This is a genomic window from Mesorhizobium sp. P2_A8 (assembly GCF_056404935.1).
Genome location: NZ_JBFUDB010000001.1, coordinates 1,292,279 through 1,308,264, shown reverse-complemented (window position 1 = coordinate 1,308,264; position 15,986 = coordinate 1,292,279). Strand labels below are relative to the sequence as shown.

The following is a 15,986-nucleotide window of genomic DNA, read 5'->3' as shown; positions in this document are numbered from 1 at the left end:
TCTCTCAAGCGCGGCGGTCTCCCGAACATGCACGGCATCAAGCGGTTCATTCCCGCCACCTTCGTCGTCCTGTGGGCGACCGGCTTCATCGGCGCGCGCTACGCCATGCCATGGGCGGAGCCGTTTACCTTTCTTGCCGCGCGTTTCGTCCTGGCCGCCATCCTTCTCGCCGTCCTGATGCTCGTGCTGGGTTCGAAAAGAGCCACCCGCACTGAAGCGCTGCACGCCACCGGCGCCGGCATCCTGATGCATGGCGTCTATCTCGGCGCCGTCTTTTGGGCCATCCACCGCGGCATGCCGGCCGGTTTTTCGGCCCTGATCGTCGGTCTGCAGCCGCTGATCACCGCCGTGCTTGCCGGCAAGTTTCTCGGCGAGGCGATCTTGCCGCGCCACTGGGCCGGCCTTGGCATCGGTCTCATTGGCATCGTCATCGTGCTGTGGCCGAAGCTCGGAGCGCTCGGCGGCGGTGTGACGGCGGCGACATTGACCGCGTCGCTGGTCTCAGTGCTCGGCATGAGCGCCGGCACCATCTGGCAGAAGCGTTTCGCTTCCGGCGGCGACCTCGTCGCGGCGACCATGTGGCAATATGTCGGCGGCGCCGCTTTGATGATCCTCGCCGCGCTCGCCTTCGAGACGCATAAGGTCGTCATCAACGGCGAGCTGATCTTCGCCATGGCCTGGCTGGTGCTGGTGCTGTCGCTCGGCGCCATCTTCCTGCTGATGGTGATGATCCGTGACGGCGAGATGTCGAAAGTGGCCTCGCTGTTCTACCTGGTGCCCGCGGTGACGGCTGTCATCGCCTGGGCCTTGTTCGACGAGCAACTCAATGCGCTGCAGATTGTCGGCATGGCGATAACGACATTCGGCGTTGGCCTGGCAACGGCTCGGTCGACCAAATCTCAGTCGACCAATCTCAACCGACCCGTGCGCGTGCCTCCAGGTAACGGCTGATCGCGGCATTGAGCTCGCCGCCGAGGATGAAGATCGCCGAGACCATGTAGAGGAAGACCACCGCGATCATGATCGAGGCCAGGCCGGCATAGGTCGTCACATAAGACGAGAAGTGATCGAGATAGGTGGCGAAGATGGTCGAACCGATAAGCCATGCCGCCAGCGTGAAGATGATGCCCGGCACCAGTGAGACGAAGCGGCGCTTGCCCGCCGGCAGCCAGAAATGCACGGCAAACAATCCGCCGACGATGACCGCCGAAGCGATGACATAACGCCATAGCGTGATCGTGCCCATATAGGGCTTGATCCCTTCGATATGGGCTTCGGCCAGCCGCGCCAGCAGCGGCGCGAACACCAGGAGCACGCTGATCGCCAGGAAACCGGCCGTCGCGATCAGCACGAAGATGATGCTCTGCACCCGGCGGTAGACGATGCCGCGCGTCTCCGAGACGCGATAGGCGCGGTTGAGCGACGTGCGCAGCGCCTCGATGCCATTCGAGGCAAAGTAGGCGGCAAGCAGCACGCCGTAGGTCAACAGGTCGGTACGCCTGACGGTCAGCACATTGAGCACTTCGCGCGCGATCGGCTTGGCGATCTGTTCGGGCCAGGTGTCGAAGACCAGATGCACGGCCGTGTCGGCAAAGGCCTGGGCGCCGAGGAAGCTCGCCAGCGTCGTGGCGAAGATCAGGAACGGAAACAGCGCCATCAGCGACGTGATCGCCAGATGGCTGGCCATCGCCCAACCGTCATCGGTGTTGAAATGGCCAAGTGCGTCGTAGAGCACGCGGCGCAGGGCGACAATATTCCGCAGCAAGAACCCGCGCTCCCTTCGATTGTCTCGACGCCGCGAATATGGGAAGGGAATGCGGCAAATGGCAACCCTTCGTCAAACCATGAATTCTCCAGCGGAAGAGTTGCGCTCGATCATCGTTACCGGCGCATCTTCGGGAATAGGCGCCTATTGTGCGCGAGCGTTGAAGGCCGAAGGCTGGCGGGTGTTCGCGACGGCGCGAAAACCCGACGACATCGCCGCGCTCGAGGCTGACGGCATCGAGGCTTTCTACCTCGACTATAGCGAACCAGACTCCATCGCCGCACTGGTGACGACCGTACTGGATCGCACCGGCGGCCGGCTCGACGCCTTGTTCAACAATGGCGCTTACGCTCAACCCGGCGCCGTCGAGGATCTGCCGGTGGCAGCGCTCAAGGCGCAGTTCGAGGCGAATTTCTTTGGCTGGCATGATCTCACCCGCCGGCTGGTACCGGTGATGCGCCGCCAGGGCCATGGCCGCATCGTCCACTGCTCGTCGATCCTTGGTCTCGCGCCGGTGCGCTTTCGCGGCGCCTATTCAGCCTCGAAACACGCGCTGGAAGGCCTGATGCTGTGCCTGCATCAGGAACTTAGGGGCAGCGGCATCCATGTCTCGCTGATCGAGCCGGGGCCGGTAACGTCGAAAATCGCCAGCAATGCGCTTCCCTGGTTCCTGAAGAACATCGATCACGAGAACTCGGTCCACCGCCTCGACTATCAGGCGCAACTGGAAAGGCTGCGGGCCGGCGGCAGCCAATCGCGGCTGAAACCTGGCCCGGAAGTGGTTCATGCGGCGCTTCGCCATGCACTTCTGTCGCGGCGCCCGCGCCCGCACTATGTGGTAACAGTGCCGGCCAGGATCGGTGTGGTGCTCAAACGCATCCTGCCCGCATCGATGCTCTACCGCTTCCTTGCCAAACGCGCCTGAACGAACCGAACTGGGAACACACCATGGCAACCGTCTTCAATATCCTCGCCGTTCTGGTCATGGTCGCCGTGGTGATCGTGCTCGTTCGCGGTCTCGTCAACATGATGCGTGGTGGTTCCGGCGTCACCTCGAACAAGCTGATGCAGGCGCGTGTCCTGCTGCAGGCCGTGGCGCTGGTGCTGATCCTGCTGGCGGTGTATTTCACCCGCAAGTGAGGATATCGGCGGCTGGGGAGGCGACGTGGTCAAGCTCAACAAGATCTACACCCGCACCGGCGATGATGGCACCACAGGTCTCGGCACCGGCGAACGGCGGCTGAAATCCGATCTGCGGGTCGACGCCTATGGCACGGTCGACGAAGCCAATGCCTGCATCGGCATCGCCCGGGTCCACACCGCAGCCACCCACCCGGCGATCGACGCCATGCTTTCCCGCATCCAGAACGATCTCTTCGACCTCGGCGCCGACCTCGCCGTGCCCGATGACGGCAAACCGCTCGGCTATGAGCCACTCCGCATCATCGCCACCCAGACCGACCGGATCGAAAAGGATATCGACCTGCTCAACAAGGACCTTCAGCCGCTCAGATCCTTCGTGCTGAACGGCGGCACGCCGGCGGCGGCCGCCCTGCATCTCGCCCGCACCGTGGCGCGGCGGGCCGAACGGCTGATGGTGGCCCTGGCCCAGGACCCGAGCGAGCACGTCAACCGCGACGGGCTGAAATACATCAACCGGGTCTCGGATTTCCTGTTTGTCGCCGCCCGGGCGGTCAATGACAACGGAAATGCCGACGTGCTATGGGTTCCCGGCAAGAACCGTTGAACTGTCCGAAAGCGCGAGGGGGCCAGGGACCGATGTTCATCCCGCTTTACGACACCAACAGGCTGCGGCACATCCGCCTGCAATATGTGACGATCGGGCTGATCGTGGTCAACGCCCTGGTCTACTGCGCCACCACGCTCGGCGGCGAGAACTTCACCAATGCCGCCGTGCTCGGCCTCGGCTTCATCCCGGCCGTCGTCCATGACACCGCCGAGCTCGATCCTCGCTTTGTCGTCGTTCCCGAAAGCCTGAGCTACCTCACCTACTCCTTCCTGCATGCCGACATCTTCCACCTCGGCGGCAACATGCTGTTCCTGTGGGTGTTCGGTGACAATGTCGAGGACGCCCTCGGCCACGTCCGCTACCTCATCTTCTACCTGTTGTGCGCGGTCGCCGGAGCCGCCTTCCAGGGCCTCGTCGCCTGGGATTCGCAGGTGCCGCTGATCGGCGCCTCCGGCGCCATCGCCGGCGTGGTCGTCGCCTATCTGATCCTCTATCCCAGGGTAAAAGTGTGGGTGCTCGCGTTTGCCCGCATCCCGCTGCGCATTCCGGCCTTCATTCCGCTCATCCTGTGGGTGCTGTTCCAGGTGGTGATGTTTGCCGCCGGCGGCGAAGACCAGATTTCCTGGGCCTGCCACATTGGCGGCATCATTGCCGGCGCCGTGCTGGTGCTCGTCTTGCGCAGCCGCGGCGTGCCGCTGTTTGCCGGCGCTGACGACGATGCTGCCGTTGCCGCTCCTCCCGAACAGCCGCCCGTTGCCGCCGACACGGTTACGCCCGACCCATCCGCCGCGCCGCCGCGCTGGGGGCGAGGAACCGCTTCCAGTTCCGACTGAACCGATTTGAGCGGCTTGCGGCGTATTGACGTGCAGGGTCGTCGCAACTACGGAAACGTCTCCGTCGCAGCCCAAGGCGGTCAAAGACCAGAATTTCCATCCGGAATGTCGGCTTTCGACAACTCAGAAAGGGCGCAGGCTGTTATAGCGCGCCTAATTATCTTGAAGAGGTGACAGGCAATGAAGATCCTTGTGCCCGTAAAGCGGGTTGTGGATGCGAACGTCAAGGTTCGCGTGAAGGCTGATGGTTCGGCGGTGGAACTCGCCAACGTCAAGATGGCGATGAACCCGTTCGACGAGATCGCGGTTGAGGAGGCGATCCGGCTGAAGGAGGCCGGCAAGGCCGAAGAGATCATCGTCGTTTCGATCGGCCCGCAGCAGGCACAGGAAACCTTGCGCACAGCGCTTGCCATGGGCGCCGACCGCGCCATCCTGGTCAAGACCGACGAACAGACCGAGCCGCTCGGCGTCGCCAAGGTGCTGAAGGGCGTCGTCGACGCCGAACAGCCCGGCCTCGTCATCCTCGGCAAGCAGGCGATCGACGACGACTCCAACCAGACCGGCCAGATGCTGGCTGCATTGCTGGGCTGGGCCCAGGGCACCTTCGCCTCCAAGGTGGTGATCGACGGTGACAAGGCCAAGGTGACGCGCGAAGTCGACGGCGGCCTGCAGACGGTGGAACTGAAGATGCCGGCGATCGTGACCGCCGACCTTCGCCTCAATCAGCCGCGCTATGCCTCTCTGCCCAACATCATGAAGGCCAAGAAGAAGCAGCTCGACGAGAAGACCCCGGCCGACTACGGCGCCGACGTCAAGCCGCGGCTGAAAGTGCTCAAGACCGAGGAGCCGAGCGGCCGCAAGGCAGGCGTCAAGGTCAAGAGCGTCGCCGAACTGGTCGACAAGCTCAAGAACGAAGCCGGCGTTTTGTAAGCGATCGGGAAAGGAACAAGAAATGGCTATTCTTCTGATTGCTGAACACGACAACGCGACGCTTTCCGACCAGACCGCCAAGGCGCTTTCCGCGGCCCTGCAGATCGGTTCGGACGTGCATGTACTGGTTGCCGGCAAGGGCGCCAAGGGTGCAGCCGACGCCGCCGCCAAGCTCAAGGGCGTGAGCAAGGTGCTGCTGGCCGAGGCCGACGAGCTTGCCGAGCGCCTCGCCGAACCGACGGCGGCACTCGTTGTGTCGCTGGCGGGCGCCTATGACACAATCATCGCGCCGGCGACTTCGTCGGGCAAGAATGTCGCGCCGCGCGTCGCAGCGCTCCTCGATGTCGCGCAGGTGTCCGAAATCATCGAGATCGTGTCGCCCGATACGTTCAAGCGCCCGATCTATGCCGGCAACGCCATCCAGACGGTGCAGTCGACCGATGCCAAGAAGGTGATAACCGTGCGCACCGCCTCCTTCCAGGCGGCGCCCGAGGGCGGTTCGGCCGCGGTCGAAACCGTGAAGGCGGCCGCCAATCCCGGCCTGTCCACTTTCGTCGAGAACAAGCTCTCCGACACCGATCGTCCGGAACTGACCTCGGCCAAGATCATCATCTCGGGTGGCCGTGCACTGGGTTCGGCGGAAAAATTCCAGGAGGTCATCCTGCCGGTCGCCGACAAGCTCGGTGCCGCCGTCGGCGCCTCGCGCGCCGCCGTCGATGCCGGCTATGCCCCCAACGACTGGCAGGTTGGCCAGACTGGCAAGGTCGTGGCTCCCGATCTCTACATCGCGGTGGGCATCTCCGGCGCCATCCAGCACCTTGCCGGCATGAAGGATTCGAAGGTCATTGTCGCCATCAACAAGGACGAGGAGGCACCGATTTTCCAGGTCGCCGACTACGGTCTCGTCGGCGATCTCTTCGTCATTTTGCCGGAGCTGCAGAAGGCACTTTGACGCTTTCTGCCAAAGCGTATTAAATAGTGAGGGGCGGGGTAGACGAAGTCGCCCCGCCCTTTTAGTTTGCACCGCACAAAAAGCAGGCCGCAAAGGCCTTTTGACGGGATCGGTGTAATGAGCAAGATCGAGACGATCGGCATCATCGGCGCGGGCCAGATGGGCGGCGGCATCGCCCATGTCTCCGCGCTTTCGGGCTACAAGGTGCTGATCTACGACATATCGCCCGACCGCATCGAGAAGGGCATCGCCACCATCAGTGGCAACATGGCCCGTCAGGTGGGATCCGGCAAGCTCGACGAGAAGGTGCGCAACGAGGCGATGTCGCGCATCGCTTCCGCGCCGACGATGGCCGATCTTGCCGGCGCCGATCTGGTGATCGAGGCGGCGACCGAGGACGAGACGGTCAAGCGCAAGATCTACGCCCAGCTCTGTCCGCAGCTCAATCCCGAAGCGATCCTGGCGACCAACACCTCGTCGATCTCGATCACACGGCTTGCCGCGCAGACCGACCGGCCGGAGCGGTTCATCGGCATCCATTTCATGAACCCGGTGCCGCTGATGAAGCTGGTCGAGCTGGTGCGCGGCATCGCCACCGAGGACCAGACCTTCGAGGCGGCAAAGACCTATGTGAAGCAGCTCGACAAGACGATCACGGTTTCCGAGGATTTTCCGGCCTTCATCGTCAACCGCATTCTCCTGCCGATGATCAACGAGGCGATCTACACGCTCTATGAGGGTGTCGGCTCGGTCGATGCCATCGACACCGCCATGCGGCTCGGCGCCAACCATCCGATGGGGCCGCTGCAGCTGGCCGACTTCATCGGCCTCGACACCTGCCTGTCGATCATGCAGGTCCTGCATGACGGCCTGTCGGACTCGAAATATCGCCCCTGCCCGCTGCTGGTCAAATATGTCGAGGCTGGCTGGCTCGGCCGCAAGACCGGACGCGGTTTCTACGACTATCGCGGCGAGCACCCCGTTCCAACACGCTAGTCAGGTTTGGGGCTGATCGACCGGATCAGGATGCCGCCGCAAGCGGCGTCTCGGTCCCGTCGCTTGAACGGTTGTCGTCCGGTGCCACACAAACGCATCCGCGGCCGGCCGCCTTGGCCGCATAGCAGGCGGCGTCGGCCCTCGCGATGATCTCATCGACTTCGCCGCAATTGGCGCCGACCGCAGCCAGCCCGATGCTGGCGCCGATCACGTGAGGACGCCCATCCCAGGCGAAGTCCAGGCCGCCGATCGCATCGATGATGGAGCGCGCCGCGATCTTGGCGCCGGCTGCCGAACCCGATTTCAGAATCACCGCGAATTCATCGCCGCCCAGACGCGCGACCGTGTCTTCAGGACCAAGGACGCCGCGCACCGCCTCGGCAACCCGCTTGAGCAAGGCATCCCCTGCTGCGTGGCCGCCGGTGTCGTTGACCAGTTTGAAATGGTCGAGGTCGATGAACATGAACTGATGTCCGCTGCCCTTGCCCGAGGTGCCGTCCTTGCGCGCCTGGTCGAGCAGTCCCTCCATAGCGCGGATGAAGCTCGAGCGATTGGCAAGGCCGGTCAGCGCATCATGCGCGGCGGCATGGGCGAGCTGGCGCTGCAGCGCGCGCGCATCCGTAAAATCCTGGAAAACGATGACCAGTCCGCAGAATTCGTTCCGATCGTTGATGATCGGCGACACCACCTGACGGATGCTGCAGCGCGTATCGTCGCGCCGGATGAGAACCGCGCGGCTGTTCTGGTCGGCGGGCGCCTGGCCGCCGACCGTGGGTCGGGTCACGCCGATCCGGTGTCCCGTCTCCTCGTCGACCGCCCAGTAGACATGGCCAAGCATCTTGCCGAGAGCGTCGCCGCCGGCCACCCCGGTCAGCTTTTCGGCGACCGGGTTCATGAAGGTGATGCGGTTTGCGGCATCGGTGCAGATGACCGCATCGCCGATCGACTGCAGCGTCACCCTCAGCCGCTCCTTCTCATCGGCCAGCATTGCCGCCGACACTGTGAGGCGTGCTTCGGTCTCCTTGCGCCGGGTGATGTCGGTCAGGCTGCCGATGGCCCTGACCAGCCGCCCCTCCTCGTCACGCTCGATGGCCTTGCCGCGGTCGAGGAACCACATCCAGTGGCCATCCTTGTGGCGCATCCTGAATTCGGCTTCGAAGTAGGGCGTATTGCAGTCGAGATGGGCGCGGTCCGCCTCGGCGACGGTCTCGCGATCGTCGGGATGGATCATCGTCAGCCAGTGGTCGGGGTCGCCGTCGAGTTCGCCGTCCGCATAGCCCAGCATCTTGACCCAGGTCGAGGAATAGGTCGTGCCACCCTTGCGCATGTCGAGGTCCCAGACGCCTTGACCGGCGCCGGCCAGCGCGAAATTCCAGCGCGTTTCCGCTTCGGCAATGCGCACCTCGGCCTGCTTGCGCGCGTCGATGTTCTCGATCTGCGAGACGAGATAGAGCGGATGGCCGCTGTTTTCGTCACGAATCACGGAACCGGCGAGATGGGCCCAGATCGGGGTGCCGTCCTTCCTGAGGTAGCGCTTCTCGAAGTGGAAGGAATTGACCGTGCCCGCTTTCAGAGCGCCCATCGTTTCCCGGCCGATCTGGACGTCGTCGGGATGCGTGATCTGGAAGAAGGTCAGCGCCTCGACCTCTTCCCGGCTGTAGCCAAGCATGGCGGCGAAGGCCGGATTGGTCTCGAGAATGCGCCCGTCGAGGCCGACAACGACGATACCGATCGCCGAATCCTCCATGGCGCGGCGGAAGCGTTGTTCGCTCTCCGCGATCTGCCGGCGATCCTCGCTGACCCGGCGGTTGAACAGGACGGCGAGGAACAATGCACCCACCGCCACCCCCACCGCGACCTGCAGGCAGAGTTTCAGCGCCTCGGTGCCGAGATCCAGGTGCGACAGCAGGATCGAGGCCGTCACGACGCAGAGGCCGGCCACGAGCACCGCCAACCCTGCGTTCCCAAGAGATTTTCGGCCTGTCAAGCCTCGCCACATCACGATACGTGCCACCCCCGTGCGCAAACGCATGTTGTCGCGACAACCTTGGCGGATCGATTTTAAGGAATGGTTGCGTCCGGCATGCCGGAGCCATCACCAACCGACAAACAATTGCCGGCATGATTAAGGATCGGTGTGCATGGGGCGGCGAGTGCGGCGGGGTGCTACCAGCGCACGAAAAACCGCCCGCCGAGCGCGCCAAGCATCGCGAGAACCGCGATTGCTATCGTGTACCAGGTGGCGACGAAAAGCGGCGAATCGTCGACGCAGTGCGCGGCATAGAAGGTCGCCGCCAGCCCGCCGGCGAGCAGGCCCGCGATCGCGCCGGCAAGCACCGGCCGTGTCGGTGCGCCATAGCGCAGCATCCACAGGAAGATGGCAAGCGGGCCGATGCCGATCAGCGGAATGAAGCCCATGCAGATCATCATGTTGGAGCCGACCATCCGTGTGCCCCAGTCGGCCTCGGGCACGGCTAACAGCTCAAGAACCACGGCGACGGCTACCAACAGCGGCGCGGCGATCATCCCAGCCATTGCCTGGCCTGTCTGGGCACCGGGTGTCGACAAGGCGCGGATCAGGGCAAAGGCGCTGACCGCAAGCACGATGGTGAAGACGAATTTGGAGAGGAAGCGCATGGTGTGCGCGGCGGCCATGAAGTCCGGGCGCGGGCCGATCGTCAGCAGGAAAACGATGGCCGCGATGACAACAGCCGCACCGGCGGCCATCCACCAGACCGATTGCAGCGGCATCGCCTTGCTGCGGGCATCGGCGTCCAGCGCCTTGATGAGATCGTCCGTCCTCATGTCATTCCCGCCCGAAGCGCCCCTGCCCGAATCGCTTGGCTATGGCGGCGAGCCCCCGATGCAGCGACACACGCACCGCCGTCTCGCTGATGCCGAACTTTGCCGCCGTCTCGCCGATCGACCGCCCTTCCACCGACACGGCCGAGACCACGGAACGCTGTGCCGGCGACAGGCCGTCCAATGCCCGGTTGATGTCGCGTTCGCTGATGGTCTCCGTTTCCGGCTCGGCGAATGTCTCCGCGATGTCGTCGACATCGATCTCGATGCGCCGTCCGCGCCGCCGGAACGCGTCGATCAGCTTGAAACGGGCGATCGCATAGACCCACGGCAGCACCGGCGCATCCTGGCGCCAGGTATGTCGTTTCACATGAATGGCCAGCAAGGTTTCCTGCACGACATCCTCGGGATCGACCCCGCCCTGCACGATCTTGCGCCTGACAAAACCGCGAACCAGCGCGGCAATCCGGTGCAGAAAGTCGGCGTAGGCTCTTTCATCTCCCGCGATCGCGGCCCGCATCAGCCGGGAAAGCTCGGCCTCATCCTTGCCGGTCACAAGAGTTACTCCCCCGATTTTCGCGTCTCGGCGCTGATTTGTTACGTGGCCGGCGAAATAATGTCCAAGCCAAATTACCGGCAAATCACGAAAGTTTGCGTCCCGGCGGTTGATCAAAATCGGCAAGACAATGTTGACTATCCCTGTCAGGTATCGATAGGTGCAGCCGTGACAGACGCAAGACCCCCGAGATCGAGGACAATGCCATGAAATACGCTCTTTCCACCCTCGTCGGCGCCACCGCGCTGGCAATCAGCCTGATCGCCGGCCCGGCGATGGCGGAAGATGATGGCATCATTGTCTACAACGCTCAGCATGAAAACCTGACCAAGGCGTGGGCCGAAGGCTTCACCAAGGAAACCGGCATCAAGGTCACTGTCCGCAATGGCGGCGACAGCGACTTCTCCAACCAGATCGTCGCCGAAGGCGCTGCCTCGCCGGCCGACGTGTTCCTGACCGAAAACTCGCCGGCCATGGTGCTGGTCGAAAGCGCCGGCCTGTTCGCTCCGGTCGACGCCGACACGCTGGGGCAAGTTCCCAACGACTATCAGCCAGCCAGCGGCAAATGGGTCGGCGTCGCCGCACGCAGCACCGTCTTTGCCTACAACAAGACCAAGTTGACGGCCGACCAGCTGCCCAAGTCGATGCTCGATCTCGCCGATCCGAGCTGGAAGGGCCGTTGGGCCGCCTCGCCGTCCGGCGCCGATTTCCAGGCCATCGTCAGCGCGCTGCTGCAGCTCAAGGGTGAGGCCGCCACGGCGGACTGGCTGAAGGCGATGAAGACGAATTTCACCGCCTACAAGGGCAACAGCACGGTGATGAAGGCGGTCAATGCCGGCGAGATCGAAGGCGGCGTGATCTACCACTATTACTATTTCGGCGATCAGGCCAAGACCGGCGAAAACAGCGGGAATGTCGAACTGCACTATTTCAAGAACCAGGATCCGGGCGCGTTCGTTTCGATCTCCGGCGGTGGCGTGCTGGCCTCCAGCAAGCATCCGAAGGAAGCCCAGGCGTTCCTGAAGTGGGTGACCGGCAAGGGCGGCCAGGAGATCTTGAAGACCGGCGATTCCTTCGAATACGCGGTCGGCAAGGGTGCCGAGTCAAATCCGAAGCTCGTGCCGCTCGCCGATCTGCAGGCGCCGAAGGTCGATGCCACGACGCTGAACTCCAAGAAGGTCACCGACCTGATGACCGCAGCCGGCTTGCTTTAGTTGCCATTCGTCCTAAAAGGACAACCGACCACGCTCCCGCGGGAACTCACTTTCCGCGGGAGTGATTTTGTTTTTCGAGATGGCATTCGTCGATGACGACACGCTGTGTTCCCGACCGCAATTGCGGTCCTTCAATTGCTGCCGCTGGACGGCCACGGCACGGCGTCTGATCTGATGCAGTCTGCGGTCGATCTCGCGCGCTCGGGCCTGCCTGTGGGCACAGGCCGAAGGGCTCGGCGACGCGCGGCACCCTGGCTGGTTGTCGCCGCCATCTTCGTTTCGCTGCTGGCGCTGCTGCCGCTTGCCTTCATCATCTGGATCGCGGTGCAGACCGGCTGGGAAACCGTCGCGGCGCTGGTCTTCCGGCCGCGTGTCGGCGAGCTTCTGGTCAACACTGTCTTGCTGGTCTTGCTGGCCGTGCCGATTGCCATTGTGCTGTCGGTGACGCTGGCCTGGCTGACCGAGCGCAGCGACCTACCTGGCGCCAGGCTCTGGGCCTGGCTGTGCGTGGCACCGCTCGCCATCCCGGCTTTCGTGCACAGCTATGCCTGGATCACCATGGTGCCAAGGCTGCACGGCCTGTGGGCCGGCGTGCTGGTTTCCGTCATCGCCTATTTCCCGTTCCTCTATCTGCCGGTGTCGGCGGCATTGCGCCGTCTCGATCCCGCCCTCGAGGACGCCGCGGCAGCACTCGGCCTTGGGCCCTGGCGCGTGTTCTGGCGCGTCGTGCTGCCGCAATTGCGGCTCGCCATCTGCGGCGGCTCGCTGCTGGTCGGGCTGCATCTGCTGGCCGAATATGGCCTCTATGTCTTCATTCGCTTCGACACCTTCACCACGGCGATCGTCGACCAGTTCCAGTCGACCTTCAACGGGCCGGCGGCCAACATGCTGGCCGGCGTGCTGGTGAGCTGCTGTTTCGTGCTTCTGGGCCTCGAAGTGCTCGTGCGCGGCGAGGAGCGCTATGCCCGTGTCGGCTCCGGCGCCGCACGGTACCAGCAGCGTGCGAGCCTCGGACGCGCCACCATTCCATGCCTGCTCTTGTTCGTCGCCACCACGCTGCTGGCGCTTGGCGTGCCTTTCGTCACCATCGGCGGCTGGCTCGCCGCCGGCGGCACCGCTGTCTGGCGGTTCGATGAGATCGGCCTGGCGCTCGGCCAGACGCTGTTCCTGGCGATTGCCGGCGCCCTGCTCGCCACTGTCGCCGCCATGCCGATGGCCTGGATCTCGATCCGCGCGCCCGGACCCTTGCAGCGCCTGCTGGAGGGCTGCAACTACATCGTCGGCTCGTTGCCGGGGGTCGTCATCGCGCTGGCGCTGGTCACCATCACCGTGCGCATCGCCCTGCCCCTCTATCAGACCCTCTTCACCATCCTGGTGGCTTATGCGCTGATGTTCCTGCCTCGCGCGCTGGTCAGCCTGCGCGCATCGATCGCGCAGGCGCCGGTCGAGCTCGAACGCGCTGCCTCCAGCCTCGGGCGACCGCCGCTGCAGGCGCTGTGGTCGACGACGATCCGCCTGTCGGCGCCTGGTGCCGCAGCCGGCATGGCGCTGGTGGCGCTCGGCATCATGAACGAACTGACCGCCACCCAGATGCTGGCGCCGAACGGCACCCGCACCCTGGCAATGGCGTTCTGGTCCTACAGCGGCGAGATTGATTATGCCTCGGCGGCACCTTACGCCTTCATCATGGTAGCGATGTCGCTACCCCTGACCTGGCTGCTCTATGTCCAGTCGAAACGGATGGCCGGACGATGAGCTTTCTCGAAATCAGCGGCTTGCACAAGCACTACGGCCCGGTGGCCGCACTTGCCGGCGTCGATCTGAACGTCACCAGCGGCAGCCGCACGGCGATCGTCGGCCCGTCCGGTTGCGGCAAGACGACCTTGCTGCGGCTGATCGCCGGCTTCGAGGCTCCCGACCAGGGCAGCATCGCGCTCGACGGCGCGGTGCTGGCCATGGATGGCAGTGCGGTGCCTGCACATCGTCGCGGCATCGGCGTGGTGGCGCAGGACGGCGCCCTGTTCCCGCATCTGACCATTGGCGACAATATCGGTTTCGGCATGGGCCGCAGCGAGGACAAGCGCTCCGAGCGCATCGTCGAACTCGCCTACATTGTCGGGCTCGACAAGGCGATCCTCAAACGCCGCCCGCACGAGCTCTCCGGCGGCCAGCAGCAGCGCGTGGCGCTGGCCCGCGCCATGGCGATGAAGCCACGGCTGATGCTTCTGGACGAACCGTTCTCGGCCTTGGATACCGGCCTGCGCGCATCGATGCGCAAGGCGGTGGCCGAGCTTCTGGAGGCGGCTGGCATCACCACCATCCTGGTGACGCACGACCAGGCCGAAGCGCTGTCCTTCGCCAGCCAGGTCGCGGTGATGCGCGACGGCAAGTTCTCGCAGGTGGGCACGCCGCGCGACCTCTATCTCAAGCCGAAGGACAGGATGATCGCGGAGTTCCTCGGCGACGCCATCATCCTGCCGGCAAAGATATCCGATGGTTTCGCAAACTCGCCGCTTGGCCGCATCGCCGTCGACACAAATGAGCGACGCGATGTTGCCCGCATCATGTTGCGGCCCGAGCAGATTGCCCTGAAGAGAACATCGCGCGAAGGCATGTCGGGCACCCCTGACATGCTGTTCGGCGAAGTGACGGAATCGGAATTCGCCGGCGCGATGTGCACGATCGCGGTGCGGCTTCTGAACAGCGCCGATCCGCCCGACGCGGCCGCGATCGGCAACACGCCGCTGGTCCTGCGCAAATCCGGCATGGACGCGCCGGCGGTCGGCGAGATCGTCCGGCTGACCGTATCGGGAAAGGCGCATGTGTTCGCCTGAACGGCCATGAACGACGCGACCGCGTCCTTGTGTTCAGGCGCGGCGGCTGTCCCGTGCAATGATCTCGCCCGTCTATTGCGTGGCCCGATGGTTGACTGTCGCGTCAATGGCGGCTTGCAGTTTTTTTAACAGCCGGTGTCCGTGCAAAGGTACAGACCCCGGGGCAGCGCCACGCGGGGAAGGGATACCGCATGACAACAACCAGTCAAATGCATCAAATTCGCCAGGCCTTGGGGAACAAAATTCCCGAGCGACCTTACAACTTGTATTTTGCGCCTATCTAGGTTTCATAAGTCGGCAAATAACTTAGGGAGGTATTCAAAATGACAAGACGGGCAATTCTTGGCGCCGGCATCCTTGCCGCCGGAATGTGGGCCGTGTCGTCATCGGCGTCCGCTGAAAGCCTGACTATGTATTGCGGCGTTGACGAGGTCTGGTGCCAGCAGACGGCGCGGGCCTTCGAGGAAAAGACCGGCATTACCGTGGATATGACCCGCAAGAGCGCTGGCGAAATCTATGCGCAGCTACGCGCCGAGGCCGCCAATCCCAAGGGTGACATTTGGTGGGGCGGCACCGGCGACCCGCATCTGCAGGCGGCCGAAGAGGGCCTGACCGAGGAGTACAAGTCTCCCCTGCTCGACCAGTTGCAGCCCTGGGCGATCAAGCAGGCGGAAACATCCGGCCACCGAACGGTCGGCATATATTCCGGCGCGCTGGGCTTCGGCTATAACAAGGATCTGCTGGCAAAGAACAATCTGCCCGAGCCGAAATGCTGGGCCGATCTGATCAAGCCGGAGTACAAGGGGCAGATCCAGGTCGCCAACCCGAATTCCTCAGGGACCGCCTACAACATGCTTGCCACGATCGTGCAGCTGTTCGGCGAGGAGAAGGGTTTCGAGTACATGAAAGCCCTGCACAAGAACGTCAACCAGTACACCAAGTCGGGTTCGGCGCCGATCAAGGCCGCCGGGCTTGGCGAGACCACGATCGGCATCGTCTTCATCCACGACGCCGTGTCGCAGGTCGTTGCCGGCTTCCCGATCGTTCCGGTCACCCCTTGCGAGGGAACCGGCTACGAGATCGGCTCGGAATCGATCATCAAAGGCGCCCGCAACATCGAAGCCGCGAAAAAATTCTACGACTGGGCGCTCGAGGCCGATGTCCAGTCTACGGCGCAGGATGCAGGGTCGTTCCAGGTTCCGTCGAACAAGGCGGCAAAGACCTCCGACAAGGCGCCTGACCTAGCTGCCATCAAACTGATCGACTACGACTTCAAAAAGTATGGATCGAGCGAAGAGCGCAAGCGCCTGCTGAAAAAGTGGGACGAAGAGGTCGCATCGCTGCCGCAATAGCA

General features: G+C 63.8%; 16 protein-coding genes. 12 read left to right on the top strand and 4 right to left on the bottom strand.

Annotated elements, in window-relative coordinates:
* The first annotated feature begins 27 nt into the window (after positions 1-27).
* Complete coding sequence (locus AC1D10_RS06405; RefSeq protein ID WP_477269710.1) at positions 28-951, top strand: DMT family transporter; 924 nt, start codon at positions 28-30, stop codon at positions 949-951.
* On the opposite strand, the gene AC1D10_RS06400 is transcribed toward AC1D10_RS06405, so the two are convergent.
* Positions 914-1,765 carry a YihY/virulence factor BrkB family protein gene (locus AC1D10_RS06400; RefSeq protein WP_477269708.1) on the bottom strand — a complete coding sequence of 284 codons (852 nt, stop codon included), beginning with the start codon at positions 1,763-1,765 and terminating at the stop codon, positions 914-916. The two genes, AC1D10_RS06405 and AC1D10_RS06400, sit on opposite strands and share 38 nt — an antisense overlap.
* A 58-nt stretch (positions 1,766-1,823) precedes the next feature.
* On the opposite strand from AC1D10_RS06400, the gene AC1D10_RS06395 reads away from it, so the two are divergent.
* The 7 genes from AC1D10_RS06395 (at position 1,824) to AC1D10_RS06365 (ending at position 7,226) form a co-directional block, all read left to right on the top strand.
* Positions 1,824-2,690, top strand: coding sequence for an SDR family oxidoreductase (locus AC1D10_RS06395; RefSeq protein WP_477269706.1), 867 nt, complete (start codon positions 1,824-1,826; stop codon positions 2,688-2,690).
* 23 nt (positions 2,691-2,713) lie between these two features.
* Complete coding sequence (locus AC1D10_RS06390; protein WP_477269703.1) at positions 2,714-2,905, top strand: twin transmembrane helix small protein; 192 nt, start codon at positions 2,714-2,716, stop codon at positions 2,903-2,905.
* Between the two features lie 25 nt (positions 2,906-2,930).
* Positions 2,931-3,512 carry a cob(I)yrinic acid a,c-diamide adenosyltransferase gene (locus AC1D10_RS06385; RefSeq protein WP_477269701.1) on the top strand — a complete coding sequence of 194 codons (582 nt, stop codon included), beginning with the start codon at positions 2,931-2,933 and terminating at the stop codon, positions 3,510-3,512.
* A 32-nt stretch (positions 3,513-3,544) separates the two neighbouring features.
* Positions 3,545-4,348: a rhomboid family intramembrane serine protease gene (locus tag AC1D10_RS06380; RefSeq protein ID WP_477269699.1), complete on the top strand. Its 804-nt coding sequence runs from the start codon at positions 3,545-3,547 to the stop codon at positions 4,346-4,348.
* 180 nt (positions 4,349-4,528) lie between these two features.
* Complete coding sequence (locus AC1D10_RS06375) at positions 4,529-5,278, top strand: electron transfer flavoprotein subunit beta/FixA family protein (RefSeq protein ID WP_477269698.1); 750 nt, start codon at positions 4,529-4,531, stop codon at positions 5,276-5,278.
* Between the two features lie 22 nt (positions 5,279-5,300).
* Positions 5,301-6,230 carry an electron transfer flavoprotein subunit alpha/FixB family protein gene (locus tag AC1D10_RS06370; protein ID WP_477269696.1) on the top strand — a complete coding sequence of 310 codons (930 nt, stop codon included), beginning with the start codon at positions 5,301-5,303 and terminating at the stop codon, positions 6,228-6,230.
* Positions 6,231-6,347: 117 nt separating this feature from the next.
* Positions 6,348-7,226, top strand: coding sequence for a 3-hydroxybutyryl-CoA dehydrogenase (locus tag AC1D10_RS06365; RefSeq protein WP_379103353.1), 879 nt, complete (start codon positions 6,348-6,350; stop codon positions 7,224-7,226).
* Positions 7,227-7,251: 25 nt separating this feature from the next.
* On the opposite strand, the gene AC1D10_RS06360 is transcribed toward AC1D10_RS06365, so the two are convergent.
* The 3 genes from AC1D10_RS06360 to AC1D10_RS06350 form a co-directional block, all read right to left on the bottom strand.
* Entirely contained in the window at positions 7,252-9,174 is a 1,923-nt protein-coding gene (locus AC1D10_RS06360; protein WP_477269874.1) for a PAS domain S-box protein, read from the bottom strand.
* 218 nt (positions 9,175-9,392) lie between these two features.
* Positions 9,393-10,031 carry an NrsF family protein gene (locus AC1D10_RS06355; RefSeq protein WP_477269693.1) on the bottom strand — a complete coding sequence of 213 codons (639 nt, stop codon included), beginning with the start codon at positions 10,029-10,031 and terminating at the stop codon, positions 9,393-9,395.
* A gap of 1 nt (position 10,032) precedes the next feature.
* Positions 10,033-10,584 carry a sigma-70 family RNA polymerase sigma factor gene (locus tag AC1D10_RS06350; protein WP_477269872.1) on the bottom strand — a complete coding sequence of 184 codons (552 nt, stop codon included), beginning with the start codon at positions 10,582-10,584 and terminating at the stop codon, positions 10,033-10,035.
* 206 nt (positions 10,585-10,790) lie between these two features.
* On the opposite strand from AC1D10_RS06350, the gene AC1D10_RS06345 reads away from it, so the two are divergent.
* The 4 genes from AC1D10_RS06345 to AC1D10_RS06330 all read left to right on the top strand — a co-directional run bounded on the left by AC1D10_RS06345 (position 10,791) and on the right by AC1D10_RS06330 (position 15,984).
* Positions 10,791-11,798 carry an iron ABC transporter substrate-binding protein gene (locus AC1D10_RS06345; protein WP_477269691.1) on the top strand — a complete coding sequence of 336 codons (1,008 nt, stop codon included), beginning with the start codon at positions 10,791-10,793 and terminating at the stop codon, positions 11,796-11,798.
* A 174-nt stretch (positions 11,799-11,972) separates the two neighbouring features.
* Positions 11,973-13,553, top strand: coding sequence for an ABC transporter permease (locus AC1D10_RS06340; protein ID WP_477269870.1), 1,581 nt, complete (start codon positions 11,973-11,975; stop codon positions 13,551-13,553).
* The gene (locus AC1D10_RS06335) at positions 13,550-14,632 is read left to right on the top strand and encodes an ABC transporter ATP-binding protein (protein WP_477269689.1); all 1,083 of its coding nucleotides are present in this window, start codon (positions 13,550-13,552) and stop codon (positions 14,630-14,632) included. The genes AC1D10_RS06340 and AC1D10_RS06335 overlap by 4 nt, the downstream gene beginning before the upstream one ends.
* A 323-nt stretch (positions 14,633-14,955) precedes the next feature.
* Positions 14,956-15,984, top strand: coding sequence for an ABC transporter substrate-binding protein (locus AC1D10_RS06330; RefSeq protein WP_477269687.1), 1,029 nt, complete (start codon positions 14,956-14,958; stop codon positions 15,982-15,984).
* The last annotated feature ends 2 nt before the right edge of the window (positions 15,985-15,986 follow it).